Consider the following 18,448-nt stretch of genomic DNA (forward strand, 5'->3'; position numbering starts at 1 on the left):
CCGGTGGAGCGATGCCGGAGGCGAGCGGAGCCGGGCAGATCGCGAAGCGATGCGCGTTCGCACAGGAACGGTCACGTAGCGAGCCGCCAGGCGAGCGAAGTGGGCCGGTCCTCTACAGAACAGCTTCCAGGCGGACGATGACCGACTTGGACGTCGGGGTGTTGCTGACCTCGGCGGTGCTGTCGAGCGGGACGAGGACGTTCGTCTCCGGGAAGTACGCCGCCGCGCAGCCCCGCGCCGTCGGGTAGGACACGATCCGGAAGGACGGTGCCCGCCGCTCCACGGTGCCGGTCGACGACCCTGCGGACGGGTCCGGCCACTCCGAGACCAGGTCGACCATGGCGCCGTCGCGCAGGCCGAGGGCGTACAGGTCCGCGGGGTTGACGAACACGACGCGGCGTCCGGCCTTGATGCCCCGGTAGCGGTCGTCCAGGCCGTAGATCGTGGTGTTGTACTGGTCGTGGCTGCGGACGGTCTGCAGCAGCAGCCGCCCCTCCGGGACCCGCAGGACCTCCAGCTCGTTGACCGTCAGGTTCGCCTTGCCGGTCGCGGTCGGGAACCTGCGCTCGTCGCGCGGCGCGTGCGGCAGCGTGAACCCGCCGGACCCGCGGACCCGGGCGTTGTAGTCCTCGAAGCCGGGCACGACCCGGGAGACATGGTCGCGGATCACGTCGTAGTCGCGTTCCATCGCGTCCCAGTCGATGCCCGAGCCGGGCAGGGTCGCCTTCGCGAGACGGCAGACGATCGACACCTCCGACAGCAGGTGCGGCGACGCGGGCGCGAGACGGCCCCGGGACGCGTGCACCATGCCCATCGAGTCCTCGACGGAGACGAACTGCGGCCCGGAGTCCTGGACGTCGCGTTCGGTGCGGCCCAGCGTCGGCAGGATCAGCGCCGTCTCGCCCGCGACCGCGTGCGAACGGTTGAGCTTCGTCGACACCTGCGCCGTCAGGCGGCAGCTCCGCAGCGCCGCCTCGGTCACCGCGGAGTCGGGGGTCGCCCGGACGAAGTTGCCGCCCATCCCGAGGAACACCTTCGCGCGGCCGTCCCGCATGGCGCGGATGGCGTCCACGGTGTCCAGGCCGTGCTCGCGGGGCGGCTCGAAACCGAACTCGGCGGCGAGCGCGTCGAGGAACTCCGGCTTCGGCTTCTCCCAGATGCCCATCGTCCGGTCGCCCTGCACGTTGGAATGGCCGCGCACCGGGCACACGCCCGCGCCGGGACGTCCGATGTTGCCGCGCAGCAGCAGGAAGTTGACGACCTCCCGGATCGTCGGGACGGAGTTGCGGTGCTGGGTGAGGCCCATCGCCCAACAGACGATGATCTTCTTGGCGGCCAGCACGTCGCCGACCGTCGCCGCGATCTCGTCCCGGGTCAGGCCGGTCGCCTCCAGCACGTCGTCCCAGTCCAGGCCGCGGACGTGCTTCTCGAACGCCGCGAACCCGTGGGTGTGCGCGTCGAGGAACTCCCGGTCGACGGCGTCCGGCGCGTCCGATTCGAGGAGCATCCGGTTGATCGCCTGGAAGAGGGCGAGGTCGCCGTTCAGTCTGATCTGGAGGAACCGGTCGGCGAGCGCCGTGCCCCGGCCCGTCACCCCGGACCGGCGCTGCGGGTTCCTGAACCGCATCAGCCCGGCCTCGGGCAGCGGGTTCACGGCGACGATGCGGGCCCCGCCCTTCTTGGCCCGTTCCAAGGCGGAGAGCATCCGCGGATGGTTGGTGCCGGGGTTCTGGCCCACGACGAAGATCAGATCAGCTTCGTGGAGGTCGTCCAGCAGCACCGAGCCCTTGCCGATGCCGATCGTCTCGCTCAGCGCCGAGCCGGACGACTCGTGGCACATGTTGCTGCAGTCCGGAAGGTTGTTGGTGCCGAACGCCCGGACGAAAAGCTGGTAGGCGAACGCGGCCTCGTTGCTCGTCCGGCCCGAGGTGTAGAAGAGGGCCTCGTCCGGCGAGTCGAGGGCGTTCAGCTCCGACGCCAGCAGCCCGAACGCCTCGTCCCAGGACACCGGCTCGTAGTGCTCGGACCCGGCGCGCTTCAGCATCGGCTCGGTGAGCCGTCCCTGCTGCCCGAGCCAGTGGTCGGACCGCTCCGCCAGCTCGGCGACGCTGTGCCGGGCGAAGAACTCGCGGGTGACGCGGCGGGTCGTGGCCTCCTCCGCGACGGCCTTGGCGCCGTTCTCGCAGAACTCGGCGACATGCCGGTGGTCGCCCTCCGGCCAGGCGCACCCCGGGCAGTCGAACCCCTGCTTCTGGTTGACGCGCAGCAGCGTCAGCGCGGTCCGCCGCACGCCCATCTGGTCGTAGGACTGGCGCAACGCGGCCGTGACCCCCGGCACGCCCGCGGCCCACTCCTTCGGCTTCGACACCTTCATCCGGGCGTCGTCGAAGTCGTCGGCGGGCGCTTTGCGGGTCATCGCTCACATCCTCGAAACTCGGTCGGACTTGTCCCACTGTCGCAGGTGAACGGCGGTTTCACTGCGGCGGGCCCTCCACCAGCCGGATCATCGCCGTCACGCGGGCACCCTGCGGGGTGGTCCACTCTACGCGGACGATATCGCCCGGCCGGTGCGCCAGGACCAGCGCGGTCAGCGTGGTGGGGGAGTCCACGACCCGGCCGCCGAGGCCCACGATGGCCGCGCCCACGGGGACGCCCGCCGCCTCGGCGGGAGCGCCGGGAACGACCTCCGCGACGACCGCGCCGCGAACACCGCCGGTGGAGCGGACCTTGACGCCGAGCATGGCCGTCGGGCCGATGTGCACGGTGGGCGACGACTCGCCCCGCTGGATCTGCCGGGCGACGGCCAGGGCGTCGTCGGACGGGATGGCGTACCCGCGGTGGTCCTGCTTCGGCGTGGCCCCGTTCATCGCGAACCCGGCGGACGCGGCGGTGTTGACGCCGATGACCCGGCCCGCGGTGTTCAGCAGTGGGCCGCCGGAGTCGCCCGGCCGGATCGGCGCGCTGGTCTCGATCAGCCCGGCGAGCCGCTCGGACGTGCCGTGCGTGTCGTCACGGGCGGTGACCGACTGCTCCAGCGCGGTGACCCGACCGGTGACGACGGTGGGAGTGCCGCCCTTGCCGCCCGCGTTGCCGACGGCCGTGACCGTGTCGCCGACCGTCACGTCCGACGCGGACGCGAACTCGGCGGCCTGGAGCCGGATCGCGCCGGTCAGCCGGATCACCGCGATGTCGCCCGCGCGGTCGTACCCGACGACCCGCGCGGAGTAGGTGCGGCGGTTGTCGGTGTCGGTGCCCTTGATCTCGGTCGCGCCCCGGATCACGTGGTTGTTGGTGAGGACGAGGCCGGACGGGTCGAGCACGATGCCCGTCCCGGCGGCGCGGGTGCCGTTCAGCGACTGCCGGGTCTCGATGTTGACGACGCCGGGCCGCCGTCCGCTGGGCCGGGTGTCCTCGGCGGTCGGGGGCGCGGTGGAGGGCGGCGGGACGTCCCGGCCCCCGCCGACGTCGACCGCGCGGCAGCCGACGGCGAGCAGCGACAGCAGCGTGACCAGAAGTATCAGCATCGCGGTACGGGTGCCGCGACGCACGGTGTCCTCGCTCACTCGGCCTCCTGGCGCCTTCCCCTCAGCGCTTTTCGGATTTGTTCCCCTTTTTCGAGGATTAGCCCGAGACGATGGAGGCGGTGCCGCGGGACCGGGCGGCGGACGCGGTGGCCGCGACCGCGAGGACGGCCAGGACGGCGATCGCCAGGGCCATGGGAACGGCGGTGTCCGGTCCGGCGATCCCGGCCAGCGGCGCGGCGGCGCCGCCCAGCGCGAACTGCGACACCCCGAGCAGCGCGGAGGCGGTTCCCGCCACCCGCGGCGGGCGCCCCGACAGGGCCAGCGCGGTCGCGTTCGGCCCGATCAGGCCCTGCCCGGCCGCGACCAGGAACAGCATGGTCAGCACCGCGTAGAGACCACCGCCGGCGAGCACCACGACGAGCAGCCCGACCGCGCCGGCGGCGACGATGGCGAGCCCGACGGCGAGCAGCCTGCGCAGTGGCACCCGGCCCGCGAGGACTCCGCTGACCTGCCCGGCGGCCACGATGCCGACGGAGTTGACGCCGAACACGACGCTGAACGCCTGCGGCGACAGGCCGTAGATGTCCTGCAGGACGAACGGAGAGCCGGCGATGTAGGTGAACATCGCGGCGAACGCCAGCCCGCTCGCCAGCCCGTGCCCGACGAACGACCGGTCGGCCACGAGCGCGCGACACGTCGCCGCCGTGGCCCGCAGCCCGCCGGTCTGCCGCCGTCCGGGCGGCAGCGTCTCCCCGAGCCCGGCCAGCGCCGCGAGGAACAGGGCGACGCCGATGCCCGCGAGGACGGCGAACACGCCCGGCCACGGCATGAGCCGGAGCAGCTGCCCGCCGACGGCGGGCGCGAGGATCGGCGCCAGCCCGTTCACCAGCATCAGCAACGCGAAGAACTTGGCGGCCGCGACACCGTCGTACAGGTCCTGGACGATCGCGCGGGCGATCACGATCCCGGCGGCGCCGGTGGCGCCCTGCACCAGGCGCAGCGCGATCAGCGTCTCCACGGTCGGCGCGGCCACGCACAGCAGCGAGGCCACGGCGTACGCGGCCATCCCGATCAGCAGCGGCCGGCGCCGGCCGAAGGCGTCGCTCAGCGGCCCCGCCACGCCCTGCCCGATGGCCAGACCGACGATGCACGCCGTCAACGTGAGCTGCGTCTGCACCGCGCCCGTCCCCAGGTCCTCGGCGAGGCTGGGCAGCGCGGGCAGGTACATGTCGATGGACAGCGGGGCGACGGCCGTCAGCGCCCCGAGCACCATGATCATCCAGAGCCGCCGGCGGCCCGGATCGTGGAGTGCGGCACCGGCCGCCGATGCTGCCGTCTGGGTCATGGGGGTCTCTCCGTACGGGCGCGGGGGCTGGAGCGGGGCGTCCTGAAGAGAACAAGGCTGTGACGGTCCGTTATCTTCCGCGTCAGGAAGTGGGGTACGTCACACTCGTTCGGAGGGATCAGAACGGGAGGCGGTCGGCCGCCGCGACGACCGCGCCGGTCACCGTCGCGACGGTGAGGACCGACAGCCCGGCCAGCACGGCCCAGCGTCCGACCGTGTACCCGACCGGCACGCGGGACGAGCCGCGTCCCCGCACCGGCCACGGGGCGCGCAGCGGGGCCGTCCCGGGCAGCTCGGACGGGGCGTCGACCGCCGCGCCGTCGCCGTTCGCCGCGCCCGTGACCGTCAGCCCCGTCACCCAGCCGAGCAGGTCGGCGACCTGCTCCGGGTCGGTCGCGAGGCCGGACGCGAAGTACCGCACCTGCCCGGCGACCTGGTCGAGGGTCCGGACGGTGTTGCCGAGGCCGACCCGGTCGAGCCAGGCGCGCAGGTCGCCGTCCTCGGCCAGGCGACGGCCGATCTCCGTGCGGGTCAGCAGGTCGGTCTTGGTGACGATGACGGCGACACGTTTCTGGCGGCCCTGGTCGGGACGGGACCGCAGCTCGTTCAGCACCCGCTGGAGAGTGTCGGCGGGGTCCTCCTCCGACGACACGGCCGCCTGGTCGACGAAACTGCGTTCGTCCCCGGTCAGGGCCCTGCGCAGTTGGGGGAGGGCGAACGGGTCCAGGACGAACAGCAGCGCCTCGCCGTGGTCGAGGTAGCGCAGGGACTCCACCTCCGTGGCGCCCGTGTAGTGCTCGCCCGCCGGGTCGAACAGGTAGAGGATGCGGCGCGCGCGTCCGGGCAGTTCCACGTCCACCATCGTGGCGAGGGGCAGTTCCGGGCCGGTCTTGGCGAGCCGCCCGCCGCGCTGGAACTCGTGGATCGCTCCCGCGTACGCCTGCGCGTGGCGTTGCTCCACGAACGCGAGACGGCCCTGGACGGCGCGCGCGCGGGTATGCAGCGCGCGGATGCCGAGCACCATGAACGTCGTCTTGCCCGCCGCCGGGCCGCCGACGAACGGCAACGGCTCGACGCGGACGCGCCCGATCCGTTCCGGTAGCCGTCCACCGCAGTGCGGGCAGTACGCGGCGAGCCGGAAACGTCCGAGCGGCACGGTCGTCGGCAGCCGCGCCCCGCACCGGCACACGTGCCGGAACGCTCCGCCCGATCCGGGGACGAGACGCCGGTGCCGGGCGCCGCACCCCGGGCACTCGTACTCCGGCAGCCCGATCCGCTCGTAACAGAACGGATGCGGGCACGTCTGGAGGATCCGCCCGTACATCATGAAGACGCGTTCGACGGCGGCGAGGACCAGCACGCACAGCAGCCACACCGCGAGCCCGGTCGCGGCTGCGACGCCGTACAGGACGGTCAGCGCCACCACGAACCCGGCCGCGGGCACGGCCGCGGCGACGATGCCCGCGCACAGCGCCAGCCACACCGGGAAGACGAAGAACCCCCACAGACCGCCCAGCAGCAGCCGTGTCAGCCGGACGACCACGCCGCTGGCCGTCCGGTACACCTGCGGGACGACGGTGCTGCTGATCGTCCACCAGTCGCGCCACACCTGGCCGAGCAGGTAATGGCGGTAGGCGATCTTCGGTTCGGCGACCGGCGACGGCCCCTCCAGCGTGGACGGCGCCAGCGCCCGGCACGCGTGCAGGCAATACAGGCCGAGCGCGGCGACCCCCGCCACGATCAGCGTCGCCGCGAACAGCACGGGGAACACGTACAGGAACCCGAGCCACATCACGGCGGCCCACGCCGCGATCAGCAGCAGCACGATGACGGGATGCACGGGCTCACCTCCCCTCGCGGGCGGACGGGTCCTCCGCGAGGAGATCCCGGAGCACGGCCCGCAACTCCGGGCTCCGCGACAGGCGCCCGTCGAGTTGTTTCGCGGCGAGCCACCGTCCGGCGGCCGTCCGCGCCCACGCCTCCAGGGCCGGTTCGCCGCCGCCGCGCGCCCGCAGCCGCAGGACGACCTCCACCAGGTCGTTGCGCCGCTCCAGGTCGTCGCCGCGCAGCGGGCCCCGTCCGGTGCGGGCGCGGGCGGGCAGCTCGGCGGTCCACTGCGCGCCGAGGCGGGCGCGCGCGTCGGCGGGCAGCCCCGCCAGCAGCTCCGCCCGGAACGCCGGGGGCCGCCGGACGAGCCGCCGCGCGGCCCCGACGAACGCCTCGCCCGCGAGCTGCGGTGTCGCCCCGTCCGCGGCGGCGATCTCCGCCAGGGCGGCCGCGGCGCGCGGCGCGCCGGCCGTGATCGCCTTCGCGTACGCCTGGACGAGGGCGGCGTCGCGTCCGGCCCGCCCGTCCGGCACGATGTCGCGGACCCGTTCGGCGAGCCGCAGCGTCTCCGGGTCGGCGAGGCGGTCGCCGCCGGGGAAGGCGAGCCGTGTCAGCGTCCGGGACGGGAGCGCGGCCAGCGCCGGACGGCCGGCCACGGACGTTCCGTACGCGTCCAGCAACTCCGCGCATTCGACGACCGTCGGCGGTGTGGCCCACACCTCCCGCAGCGCCGTGTCGAGGGCGTCGGGGTTGGCGCCGTCCAGCCGGAGCAGCTCACCGGTCACCGCGATCCGGCGGCCCGGAGTGCGCCGCCCGACCGACGCCAGCACGGCGCACGCCACGGCGGGCGCGGCCCGCAGCCGCTCGGCGTGCGCGTACAGCAGGTCGCAGGTGCCGGGCGTGAGCGCCGCCGCCCGCTTCGCCTCCCCGGTCTTCCAGGCTTCCGCCAGCCCGCCGACCACACCGTCGAGCAGCGCGTCGCGGAGCGCGGCCGGGCACCCGGAGAGCGCGTCGCCGAGGTCACCGGCCCCGGACCGCGCGCACCGCGCCGCCGCGTCCGCGACCCGCGCGGAATCGGGTGGGACGCCCGCCCGCTCGGCGACCGAGGCCGCCGCCACGACCGCGCCCAGGCCGGACGCCTCCGCCATCGCCGCCGCGACCCGGTCGGCGACGCGGCGCGCACACTGCCGCGCCACCTCGGTCGCGCCCGCGTCCCGCGCCCGTTCGTGCACGGCGAGCGCCAGGTCGAGGCCCATGGACGGGACGCCGGGGACGAGATCGCGCCACACCCACTCGGGGATCCCGGAGCCGCGCCGCGACAGCAGCTCCGCCGCCGCGCCCTCCTCGTCCGCGGTGACGGTCGTGTCGCCCCGGCACAGCGCCAGCAGCGCGGCCGCGCCCTCCCGCGCGGGATCGTCGAGGGGCGCCAGCTCGGCCAGGGCGTCCAGGCCGCCGAAGTCGCCGTCGCGCCAGCAGGCCGCGACCGTTCGCGCGAAGCGGCTCGCCGTACCGCCCGCCGTCGCGCCGCCCCGCAGGTCGAAGGCCCGGGCGTGCGAGGCGTGGTGCTGCGCCGCGGCCCAGATCGCGGGAGTCGTGCCGACGAGGCGCTGCGCGGCGCCGCCCGGATCGCCGGTGTAGGTGACGAACGACAGCCGTGCCGCCGCCTCCACCGGCACCGAGTACGACACCACGGCGATCCACCGCGCGATCAGCTCGACGTCGTCGGCGACCAGCACCACCCGGCCGTGACCCCGGTCGAGGACGCCCGCGACGGCGTCCACCAGCCGGCCGAGCAGCGCGTACGGGTCGTCCGGGCCGGAGCCGGCGAGCCATGCGGCCAGCGCCTCCGGGTCGAGCGCCGCGCCGGGCGTCAGCTCGTCCAGCCGGTCGAGCGCGGGGTCGGGCGCGGGATCGTGCGTCCAGTGCGGGGCGTGCCACAGTTCGGCGGGACGCAGCCCCTCCAGATCCTCCGGCTCCGCCACGACCGCGTGGGCGAAGAAGTTGCCGTAGCGGCCCGAGTAGTCGCGTCCGAGATAGCGGCAGCGCAGCAGCAGCGGTCGCCCGTCCACCCGGTCGTAGAGCAGGGACAGGGGGAACGCGGCCAGCTCCGCGTCGTCGGGGGACAGCGGCGCGTCCGGCGGCGGACGGTACGACAGGTACGGTGTCACACCCGCCCTGACCCCGTCCGGCAGGCCTGGCGTCTCGGCGACGAACTGGAACCCGGCCCGGCCCGTGGGCCCCCGCCGCGCGGACGTGTAGTGCAGTTGCCACGCCACGGCTAACCTCCGGTCCGGGGCTCGGGACGGACGCCGTCGAGCATCCCGAACCGGTACAGCAGCCACAGCAGCGGATCCTCGGCCCGGTAGGGCCGGACGCCGCCCGCGCCGACCCGCCCGTCGTCGGGGACGCCGCCGAGCGCCGACAGCCCGAACAACGCGTGGTCGGCGTACTGCTGCCCGAGATAGGTGTCGAGCTGCCCCGCCCGCCAGTCGTGCAGCAGCGCGCGGACCTGCTCGTTCACCGCGTCCCTGTCGTCCAGGTCGAGCACGCCCGTACCCGACCTGGAGCGGTGCAGCGCCGACTGGCTCAGCAGCCCCGGCCGCAGCACGTCGATCTTGGTGAGCGCGACCGCGACGGGAACGGGCAGCGGTTCGCCGGGCCGGGTCCCGTGCCGCAGCCGCAGCGCCTCGGTGACGCGCGCGATGACGTTCAACGGCTCGCTGTCGGGATCGTCGCCGGCGCCGCGCGGCGGCGCGACGGCGTCCCGCAGGCCCGCCCGCGCGCCGGGCAGCTCCAGCGGATCGACCAGGAAGATGATCGCGTCGGCCGCCTCCAGGTACCGCAGATGCAGGTCGGTGACCTCGCGGCTGCGCAGGTCCTCGCCCGCGGTGTCGAACAGCACCAGCGCGAGCGAGTCGTTGCGGGCCCGCGCGAAACGCCCCCGCCGCGTCCGCGTGAGCAGGTACACCAGGGGTTCGCGGGGGGCGGTCGCGGCGCTCGCCGTCGTCGGCAGCAGCCGCCGTTCCTCCAGCAGCGGGCGCGCGAAGTCGCGCTTGTACCGTTCGATCGTGCGGTCGTCGCACGCCACCAGCGACGCGTCCAGCTCCGTCCCGACACGGTTCATCAGCTCGTGCAGCAGGACGGCGATATAGGTGCTCTTGCCCGCGTTCTTCGCGCCGACCAGCGCGACGATCCGCCCCGGCGAGTCGCAGTACGCGGACGGCAACGGGTTGTGGCACTCCGGGCAGGCCCGGTTGCCGGTCGGCAGCCCGCAGTCGGGGCAGTCGGCGCGCCCCCTGCGGCCCGACGCGGCGAACACCGGCGGCAGCGACGCGCCCGCCGTCGACCCGGTGTAGGTGGCGAGTTCCTTGTCCAGGACGGGCGCGCAGCCCTGCCGCCGCCCGACCTGCCCGCGGCAGCGGAACAGGATCCGCTGCGACGCGACCGACGCGAAGCAGTACGGGCAGGTGACCCCCCGCGCCCTGGTCATCGCGTGACCTGGAGTGTGCGGACGGGCGGATCGGCCAGCTCGACGACGTCGTCGTCGGCGAAGCAGCGCAGCCAGTACGGCCTGGACGCGTCCGGCACGGCCAGGGACAGTTCGCCGGGGACGGGCACCTGCTCCCAGGCGCCGAGCGTCTCGCCGTCCGCGGCGCGGTGCGGCATGACCCGTCCGGCGCGCAGCACCAGCGACAGCCGCGCCACCCGCAACGGCCGCGACGACGTCAGCCGGATCGTCAGCGACCGCCGCCACGGCGGACCGGAGCGCAGCACGTCGTAGCGGACCACCGTGCGGGCCTCGACCCGCGCGGTGACCGGCGGGCCCGTCACCCGGGAGCCGCCGACGGTCCCGGCCGCCGCGACCGACAGCTCGACCGGCTCGTCCTCGGGGACGGGCAGCCGGATCCCGCCCTGGGTGTCATAGGCGGCGCGGGTCACCGTCCGTGTCGACGACGGGTCGTCGTCCTGGACGGCGTTCCCACCGACCCGGTAGACGACGTCGACCTCGGCGACGTCCGGCGGCCAGTCGAACCCGACGTGCACATGGTCGCCGCGCCGGTCGGCGACGAGGCGGCGCGGCGGCGGCAGGTTCACATGCCGGTGGTAGGCACCGATCGCGGCGCCGCCCTCCGCGACCGACACCGCGAGCAGCCAGCCGCCCGCCCCCGGCCGCACCTCCAGCCCGCCCGGCACCGGCGTGCACGCCAGCCGCCGCGTCTCCCGCCGCACCTCCTCCAGCGGGACGAGCGCGCTGCGCGGCCACGGCGGCGGGCCCTGCGACAGCACCAGCTCGACCGTCCCGTTCCCCGGCGGGTCGAACCGGACCCGGACCAGTCCCGGGTCGGACCCGTCGACCTCCGCGTCCAGCTCGTACACCGGTTCGGGCGGCGCGCTCGGCGTGACCGACGTCCGGACCCCGTCCGTCTCGACCTCCCGGCCGGACGGGTCGAGGTACACGGCGGCGATCCGGTAGTGCAGCGTCCGCCCGTTCGGGACGCGTTCGCGGAACCCGTCGCGCCCCGCCGGGACCTCGGCGCCGTCCCGGACGACCACGACCCGCGCCGCCTCCGCCGGGCAACGCCAACGTCCCGTCACCTGACCGTCCCCGGCCGTCAGCTCCACCTCGGCGGGCTCCGGCCGCACCACCACCGGGCCCACCACGGCGGGCGCCGCGGACGCGTCGCCCCGCACCGCGAACACGCCGTAGTACACCGGCGCGTTCACGGGCGGACGCTGGTCCACCGCACCCTCCACCGCCTGCCCGTCCGTGGGAGTGCGCGGCGGCCGTGCCGCCCGCCGCACGACCCGGTACGTCACCTCGCCCGCGGTGGACGGCGACGGATCCCACGACAAACGCACCACGGCCCCGCCGTCCCCGCCGCCGTCCCCACCGCCGTCAACGTCGGCGCGGACGGCGGGGACCGGGCGCGGCGGGAGTCGGCGCAACTGGTTCAGGGCGCCGGGAAGATCGCGGACGAGCCGGAGCGCGTCGTCGAGGAGGCGGTGCGCGCGGTCCGGATCGGGTTCGGCGACGGCGGTCTCGCGCAGGCGCAGCGCCGTGTCGAGCCGGTGCCGGGCCTCGGCGGCGAGGACCTCCTCCTCCGCCGGCTCCCGGTCGGCGGGCGGCGCGGGCACGGCCGCGGCGTCCGCCAGCTCCGCCGCCGCGAACACCTCACCCGCGTCGAGCAGCGCGCGGAGCCGCCCGGCGAGTCCGCCGCCGCTCGGTCCCGTCTCGCGGACCACCGAGAACACCATGCGGCGGGCGTCGCGCCGGTCGACGCCGAGGTCGTCCACCGCGTACCGCAGCAGGGCCTGGTCGGACGCCCGCTGCCGCAGCCGCTCGCGGAGCCGGTCCGCCACGTCGAACAGCAGCAGCTCGGCGAGCGGCGTGGCCGACCGCAGCGCGGCGAGGATCGTGTCGGCATGGGTGGTGCTGGTGTCCCGGCCGCGCCGCGCCCACTCGGCGGCGACCGCCGCCACCGCGTCCTGGTCGAGGCTCAGGTTCCCGCCGGGCGCGGCGAAACCGTCCAGGATCCGGAACGGGCCGACGAGCCGCGCGCCGAACACGAAGTCGGCGAGGTGCCGGTGGCCGAGCACGTCCAGCGACTCCTGGACCCTCCGGTACGCCGGGTAGGGCGCGGCGGACGGCAGCGGGTCGGGCTCGCGGATCTCGACGCCGTCCGCGGCGGCGGCCCGCTCCAGCTCGGCGCGGGTCACCCCGCCCGCGCGGGCGATGCCGTCGACCTCGGCGGGCGTCGCCATCCGCAGCGTCCCCGCGGCGTCGGCGAGCCGGGCGCGGGCCTCGTCGCGGCGCCGCTCGGTACGTTCCCGGCCGCCGCGCAGCCGCGCGTCCAGGGGGCGCGGGTCGCCGCGTTCGGCGGCGGCGAACAGCGGCGCCAGCTCCCGGTGCTCGGCCTCCAGCCGGTCGATCAGCTTGCGGTACTTCAGCTGCCCCCGGGCCCGCCGCCAGCACTGCCGGACCTGCTTGACCCGCGCCGCGACCACCGCCCCGGTGAGCGGCTCCGCGAGCGGGCCGGTGAGCGCGTAGCGGACGCGCAGGTCCTCGGGAGGCCGGTCGCCCGCGGCCCGCGCGGGCTCCAGCACCTCCCGCCGGTAGTCGTCGTCGAACGCCACGGGCGCCTCCCCGGTTTCAGCTCACCCGGACCCGGGAGAGGGCCTTCCGGGAACGCTCGACCTCCTCCTCGGACATCCCGCCGACGTCCACCTTCAGCTCCAGCCGCTCACCCGTCTCCTTCTCCACGGCCGTGACGTTCAGCAGCCCGGACGCGTCGAGTTCGAACGTCACGCCGATCGGCCAGCCCGCCTTCTTGCCCGGTGGTACGCGGATCTCCCCGGTCGCGATCTCGGTGTTGTCGATCAGGTCGGTGGACTCCACGACCCCGGCCTGCTCCATCACCCGGATGTCGGCGGACGTCTGGTCGTCGTACACGGTGAAGAAGTCCTCGGTCGGCGCGGCGGGCAGCTCGTCGTTGGCGTGGACGAGGTGCGCGACGCTCTCCGCGCCGGTGTCGCGGTCGACGACGACGATGCCGAACGCGTGCGACGCGACCGTCCTGATCTGCCGCCCGGCGATCCGCTCGCGCTGCTCGGCGGACAGGCCCGCGCGGTTCGCCATCTCCTCGGCACGTTCCTCGGCGCCCTCCCGGACGAGCCGCCGGTACGTCTCCTCGAACGCGTACAGCGCCGCGCCCTTGGCGACGGCGAGATCGGGGTCCTGCAGGCGGGGCGCCAGGCCCAGCTCGGTCGCCAGCCGCGCCGCGACCACCGGCATCTTCGTGGAGCCGCCGACCAGGACGAGATCGTCGTAGTCGTGCACGCCCCGCTCCGCGGCGGTCGACAGCGTCCGGCCGGTGATCTCCACGGTCCGGTCGAGAAGGTCCTTGGTCAGCTCCTCCAGCTTCTCCCGCGTGATCTCGACCGTCGCGACCCGTCCGTCGTGCATGACGCGGACGGTGTGCGCGGTCCGGGTCGTGAGGGCCTTCTTCGCGTCCTCGGCGTCGCGGCGGAGCTGCTGCTCGGTCTGCTTGTCGTCGAGGGGGTCGACGGCGTCCGGATGCTCGGCGCGGAACCGTTCGGCGAGGTACTCGACGAGCCGCGCGTCCCAGTCGGCGCCGCCGAGCTCGTGGTCGCCGTCGGTGCACACCACCTCGATGTGCCCGCCGCGCAGCGTGATCACGGTCGTGTCGAACGTTCCGCCGCCGAGGTCGTACACCAGGATCGTGCGGTCCTGCTCGGGGTTCAGGACGCCGTAGGTGATCGCCGCGGCGACCGGCTCGGACACGATGTCGATGACGTTCAGGCCCGCGATCCGGCCCGCCTTGCGGGTCGCGTCGCGTTCGGCGGCGCCGAAGTACGCCGGGACGGTGATCACGACGTCGCGGGCCTCGTCGCCGGTCGTGGTCCGCGCGTCCGTCGCCAGCTTCAGCAGGATGAACGCCGACAGCTCCTCCGGCGTGAAGTCGATGCCGTGGATGGGACGGGTCACGTCCCGGCCCATGTCCCGCTTGATCAGGCTGACGACGTTGTCGGGCTCCAGCACCGCGGTGTCCTTGGCGGTGGCGCCGACGACGACGTTCTCGCCGCTCTCGAAGTAGACGACGGACGGGGTGGTGTCCGTGCCCTCCAGGTTACGCAGGACCGCCGGCCGCCCCACGTCGTCGATGGAGGCAATGCAGGAGTACGTGGTTCCCAGGTCGATCCCGTAGACAGCCATGTCCCTCTCACCCATCGGTGCCGAGTCCGGTATTCCCTTGCGTGTCTGTTGTGTTCTGCGTGACCGGCGCGTTCCGCGCGCCTCGCTCGATTTCTGTGTCCGATGTGTTCTTTGTGTCGGATGTGTTTTTTGTGTCGGACGTATCCGACGTGTCGGACGTCACGGCGGGCCCGGCGCCGTTGGAAGCGGTGCCCGCCCGCTCCGCACCCGCCTGTTCCGTGTGCTCCGTTTGTTCCGTAGGCCCTGTTTGTTCCGAGGGCCCTGTTTGTTCCGAGGGCCCTGTTCGTTCCGGGGGCGCCGTTCGTTCCGGGGGCGCCGTTCGTTCCGGGGGCTCCGCCTGCTCCGTCGCGCGTGCCCTGTCGCGCCCGGCGTCGAGCCGCCCGACGCTGACGGCCGCCTTCCGCAGCACCCTTCCGCTCTGCTCGAACCCGTCGGACTCGACGGCGGTCACGGTGCCGTCCCGCAGCGGGTCCTCGACGGGCGTGACCGCGACCGGACGGTGCCGGGCCGCGTCATAGGGCGCCCCCGGCTCGACCGTGAACCGTTCGACGCCGAGCCGTGCCAGGGCGTCCGCGACGTCGTCGGCCACCGCCGCCAGCAGCAGCGCCGTCCGCTTCGGGTCGGGTGGATCGGTGAGGTCGGGCGCGGCGAGGCGCACCGACTCGCGGCGCGCCTGGTCGTGCAGCCGGTACAGCGCGGCCCGGACCGGTTCCAGCATGGCCTGTAGCTCACCGCGCCGCAGCCGCTGGTTCTCCTCGTGGAGCCGGTCGATCACGGCCTCGCGGTGCGCGGCGCGTTCGTGCTCGCGGTCCAGCCGCGCGGCGAGCCCGGCGAGGGCGGCCTCGACGTCGCACGGCGTCCGCTGTGCGCCTGAGCCGGCGTCCGGCTCGGTCGCCGGCGCGGTCCCCGGCTCGGTTCCGGAGTCCTCGTCGACTCGGGGTTCCCCGTCCCTCGACACGTGCAGTTACCTTAATGGTGGGCGGCATGAGGCGATAGGCCTGCTGATGACCTTCACCGGACTCTAGTTTGACCTGTGCCCGCCATTCCAGCACCGGACCCGGCAGCGTTTTCTCGCGTCGTCACTTCTGGGTAACACGAAGGAAACGGGTCTCGTCGAGACTGGGGGACGCGCAGGGAAGTGGAGGTGGCGATGTTGCTGCGGATACGGATTCGTCTGCCCGACCGTCCGGGGGCGCTGGGACAGGTGGCGCGCACGCTGGGGGCGGCGGGCGCGGACGTCGTTCAGATGGCCGTGTTGGAACGTGACAACGGCCGGGCGATGGACGACTTCACGGTCGCCTGGCCGGCCGGCGCGGGGCTGGAACGGCTGTCCGACGGGCTCGGCTCGGTGCCCGGAGTGGAGATCATCGGGGTCTGGCCGACCGTCGAGCCGCAGGGCGTGTTCCCGGACGCCGCCGTGGTCGGGCAGGTCGCGGCCGTCCCGGAGCGCGGCGCGGAGATCCTCGCGGACGCCGTCCCGGCCCTCCTGAGCGCCGACTGGGCGGGCCTGGCGGAACTGACCGTGGACGGGGACGCGGTGCTGGTGCACACCAGTGTCGGCGGCCTCGTCAACGCGCCGGGGCTGGGGGAGGGCGGTCCCGGTCTGGGAGGCGGGGCCGTCGAGCTGCCGTTGCTGGCGCCGCTGCGCCCGCGCGCCTTCACCGCGCCGGACGGCACGCAGTTCGCGGTCTGCCCGCTGGCCGGGGGCACGGTCGCGCTGGTCGTGGCCCGGACCGGGGCGCCGCCGTTCCACCGCACGGAGGTGTTCCGGCTGGAGCAGCTCGCCGGCGCGGCGGACGCGGTCCTGGCCGGTGCCCGCTCCGGCCGCTCACCGGTCTGACCCGGCCGTCGACGACCGGACACCTGGAAGATCGTCAGGGCGTAGCGTGGCCGTGCAGGCGCTGAGACGTGAAGGGTGTTCGCATGTTGCTGGCGGACGAGAGGGACGCACTCACGGTGACCGGTCGGTCGCTGGCCGAAACCGGTCTGGTCGGCGGGACGTCCGGCAATGTCAGCGTCCGGTCGGGCGATCTGGTCGCCGTCACACCGGCCGGAGGGCGGCTGGACCGGCTGACGCCCGCCGACTGCCCGGTCGTCACCCTCACGGGACGTCCGGTCGACGGCGAACGCGTTCCGTCCTCCGAGACGCCGATGCACCTTGCCCTGTACGAGGCGACCCCGGCGGCGGCGATCGTGCACACCCACTCCACCTATGGCGCCGTCGTGGCGTCCACCCTGTCCGAACTGCCCCCGATCCACTACAACATCCTTCTGCTCGGCGGTGGGGTGAGGGTCGCCGAGTACGCCACCTACGGGACGCCCGAGCTGGCGCGCAACGTCCGCGCCGCGATGGAGGGCGGCAGGCGCGCCGCGCTGATGGCCAACCACGGCGGCGTCACGATCGGCCGTGACCTCGATGAGGCGTTCGAGAACGCGCGGCTCCTCGAATGGCTCTGCGGCGTGTACGTCCGGGCCAGGATGATCGGCGAGCCGCGCGTGCTGACCGACGATGAGCTGGCGAAGGTGGTCGAGCGCGGCCTCACGCCACCGGACATGGCAGGCTGAGGAGGTGCCGAAGCTCTCCTCGGACGACGCGCGCCGCCTTCTGACGACGGTCCCGGTCGCGCGCCTGGCGACCGTGGGGGAGGACGCGCGGCCCCACCTCGTCCCGGTGACGTTCGCCGTCCACCGCGGCTCCGTCTACACGGCCGTCGACCACAAGCCGAAGAGCACCGGGAACCTGCGGCGCCTCGCCGACATCCGCTTCAACCCGCGCGTCGCGCTGCTGGCCGACCACTACGAGGACGACTGGGAACGGCTGTGGTGGGTTCGCGTGGACGGCCGCGCGTCCATCGTCGAGGACCCGGCGCGGAAGGCCGAGCCCGTCCGGCTCCTGACCGAGCGCTACGCCCAGTATCGCGACCGCCCGCCCGAAGGGCCCGTCATCGCCGTCACCATCGACGCGTGGAGCGGCTGGACGGCGACCTGACGTCCGGCCCGCCGCCCGATCATTCCGGCACGTCCCAGGCCTCGCCGATCCGGCGCAGCAGGTCGGCGTACTCGATACGGCCGGACCACTCGTCCGGCCAGGCGTCCATGCCGAGCCGCGCGCCCGCGAAGGCGCCCGCCAGGCACGCGATCGAGTCGGAGTCGCCGGAGCTGGCGGCGCCGCGTCGGATCGCCCGGACGGGCTCGTCCGGGAACAGCAGGAAGCACAGCAGCCCGGTGGCGAGGGCCTCCTCGGCGGTCCAGCCCGCGCCGGTGATCTCGCAGGGGTCGGACGCCCGGTCGCCGCGCGCGAGGGCCTCGTCCAGCGCGTCGAGCCGGCCGAGGCACTCGTCCCAGCCGCGGGCGATGAAGGTCTCCGGGGCGTCCATGCCAGGTCGCTTCCACAGGTCGCCGAGCCAGCGTTCGTGGTAGACGGTGCGCTGGTCGTGGCACCGCGCCCGGAGCGCCGCGGGCAGGTCGGCCGGGTCCATGCCGTCGGCCAGCCACCGGACCGCGAACGCGGTCAGCTCGCTCGCCGCCAGCCCGGTCGGATGGCCGTGGGTGAGGGCCGCCTGGAGCTGGGACGCGCCCGCCCGTGTCTCGTCCGACAGGCCGGGCGCGAGGCCCACCGGCGCGACCCGCATGTTCGCGCCGCAGCCCTTCGACCCCGACACGGTCGCCTCCACCCACGGTCTCCCGGCGGCCAGCCCCTCGCACGCCCGCAGGCACGTGCGGCCGGGCGCCCGGTTGTTGTCGGGGCTGCGCAGCCAGTCGACGAACCGCCGCCGCCACATCGGCGTGATCAGGTCGGGGGTGAACGGCGGGTTGTCCAGGGCGTCCAGCAGGGCGAGACCGACCGCTATCGCCATCTGCGTGTCGTCGGTGACGAGCGCCGGGTCGCCGGTCGGCTCCGTGGGTCCGTGCTCCCCGAAACGGCGGTGGATCCGCTTCATGTCGAGGAACTCCGTCGGAGCGCCCAGAGAGTCGCCGTACGCCAGCCCGAACATGGCCCCGCTCGCCCGTCTCATG

General features: G+C 74.4%; 13 protein-coding genes. 3 read left to right on the forward strand and 10 right to left on the reverse strand.

The window, feature by feature from the left end; translation table 11 throughout:
- Nucleotides 1–112: 112 nt before the first annotated feature.
- The 9 genes from BZB76_RS30320 to grpE all read right to left on the reverse strand — a co-directional run bounded on the left by BZB76_RS30320 (nt 113) and on the right by grpE (nt 15,389).
- A complete protein-coding gene (locus BZB76_RS30320) occupies nt 113–2,416 on the reverse strand; it encodes an FdhF/YdeP family oxidoreductase (RefSeq protein ID WP_121437840.1) in 2,304 nt (767 codons plus the stop codon).
- A 58-nt stretch (nt 2,417–2,474) separates the two neighbouring features.
- The gene (locus BZB76_RS30325; protein WP_246007309.1) at nt 2,475–3,563 is read right to left on the reverse strand and encodes a S1C family serine protease; all 1,089 of its coding nucleotides are present in this window, start codon (nt 3,561–3,563) and stop codon (nt 2,475–2,477) included.
- A gap of 58 nt (nt 3,564–3,621) precedes the next feature.
- Nucleotides 3,622–4,869: a multidrug effflux MFS transporter gene (locus BZB76_RS30330; RefSeq protein ID WP_121437841.1), complete on the reverse strand. Its 1,248-nt coding sequence runs from the start codon at nt 4,867–4,869 to the stop codon at nt 3,622–3,624.
- Nucleotides 4,870–4,987: 118 nt separating this feature from the next.
- Nucleotides 4,988–6,709, reverse strand: coding sequence for a TRAFAC clade GTPase domain-containing protein (locus BZB76_RS30335; RefSeq protein ID WP_121437842.1), 1,722 nt, complete (start codon nt 6,707–6,709; stop codon nt 4,988–4,990).
- A 4-nt stretch (nt 6,710–6,713) separates the two neighbouring features.
- On the reverse strand, nt 6,714–8,972 hold the full coding sequence (locus BZB76_RS30340; RefSeq protein WP_121437843.1) for a GAP1-N2 domain-containing protein: 2,259 nt from the start codon (nt 8,970–8,972) through the stop codon (nt 6,714–6,716).
- Nucleotides 8,973–8,974: 2 nt separating this feature from the next.
- Nucleotides 8,975–10,186 (reverse strand): TRAFAC clade GTPase domain-containing protein, encoded by a 1,212-nt coding sequence (locus tag BZB76_RS30345; RefSeq protein ID WP_121437844.1) that lies wholly within the window; start codon nt 10,184–10,186, stop codon nt 8,975–8,977.
- Entirely contained in the window at nt 10,183–12,831 is a 2,649-nt protein-coding gene (locus BZB76_RS30350) for a SaeA-related protein (RefSeq protein WP_121437845.1), read from the reverse strand. Before BZB76_RS30350 ends, BZB76_RS30345 begins: the two co-directional genes overlap by 4 nt.
- 16 nt (nt 12,832–12,847) lie before the next feature.
- Nucleotides 12,848–14,431 (reverse strand): Hsp70 family protein, encoded by a 1,584-nt coding sequence (locus BZB76_RS30355; protein WP_121437846.1) that lies wholly within the window; start codon nt 14,429–14,431, stop codon nt 12,848–12,850.
- Between the two features lie 7 nt (nt 14,432–14,438).
- Nucleotides 14,439–15,389, reverse strand: coding sequence for a nucleotide exchange factor GrpE (grpE, locus tag BZB76_RS35425; protein WP_211343255.1), 951 nt, complete (start codon nt 15,387–15,389; stop codon nt 14,439–14,441).
- A 192-nt stretch (nt 15,390–15,581) separates the two neighbouring features.
- Between grpE and BZB76_RS30365 the strand changes: the two genes are divergently transcribed.
- The 3 genes from BZB76_RS30365 (at nt 15,582) to BZB76_RS30375 (ending at nt 17,420) form a co-directional block, all read left to right on the forward strand.
- Nucleotides 15,582–16,271 (forward strand): ACT domain-containing protein, encoded by a 690-nt coding sequence (locus tag BZB76_RS30365; RefSeq protein ID WP_121437983.1) that lies wholly within the window; start codon nt 15,582–15,584, stop codon nt 16,269–16,271.
- Nucleotides 16,272–16,354: 83 nt separating this feature from the next.
- The gene (locus BZB76_RS30370; protein WP_121437847.1) at nt 16,355–16,996 is read left to right on the forward strand and encodes a class II aldolase/adducin family protein; all 642 of its coding nucleotides are present in this window, start codon (nt 16,355–16,357) and stop codon (nt 16,994–16,996) included.
- A gap of 4 nt (nt 16,997–17,000) precedes the next feature.
- The gene (locus tag BZB76_RS30375; RefSeq protein ID WP_121437848.1) at nt 17,001–17,420 is read left to right on the forward strand and encodes a TIGR03668 family PPOX class F420-dependent oxidoreductase; all 420 of its coding nucleotides are present in this window, start codon (nt 17,001–17,003) and stop codon (nt 17,418–17,420) included.
- Nucleotides 17,421–17,439: 19 nt separating this feature from the next.
- Here BZB76_RS30375 and BZB76_RS30380 read toward each other — a convergent pair whose 3' ends face one another.
- Nucleotides 17,440–18,447: an ADP-ribosylglycohydrolase family protein gene (locus BZB76_RS30380; RefSeq protein WP_246007310.1), complete on the reverse strand. Its 1,008-nt coding sequence runs from the start codon at nt 18,445–18,447 to the stop codon at nt 17,440–17,442.
- Nucleotide 18,448 lies beyond the last annotated feature (1 nt).

This window comes from Actinomadura pelletieri DSM 43383 (genome assembly GCF_003634705.1).
In the GTDB taxonomy this organism is placed as follows: domain Bacteria; phylum Actinomycetota; class Actinomycetes; order Streptosporangiales; family Streptosporangiaceae; genus Spirillospora; species Spirillospora pelletieri.

Coding starts and splice junctions, on each gene's coding strand:
- BZB76_RS30355 (WP_121437846.1), bottom strand. CDS start 14,431: ATGGCTGTCTACGGGATCGACCTGGGAACCACGTACTCCTGCATTGCC.
- BZB76_RS30330 (WP_121437841.1), bottom strand. CDS start 4,869: ATGACCCAGACGGCAGCATCGGCGGCCGGTGCCGCACTCCACGATCCG.
- BZB76_RS30320 (WP_121437840.1), bottom strand. CDS start 2,416: ATGACCCGCAAAGCGCCCGCCGACGACTTCGACGACGCCCGGATGAAG.
- BZB76_RS30380 (WP_246007310.1), bottom strand. CDS start 18,447: ATGAGACGGGCGAGCGGGGCCATGTTCGGGCTGGCGTACGGCGACTCT.
- BZB76_RS30345 (WP_121437844.1), bottom strand. CDS start 10,186: ATGACCAGGGCGCGGGGGGTCACCTGCCCGTACTGCTTCGCGTCGGTC.
- BZB76_RS30365 (WP_121437983.1), top strand. CDS start 15,582: ATGTTGCTGCGGATACGGATTCGTCTGCCCGACCGTCCGGGGGCGCTG.
- BZB76_RS30370 (WP_121437847.1), top strand. CDS start 16,355: ATGTTGCTGGCGGACGAGAGGGACGCACTCACGGTGACCGGTCGGTCG.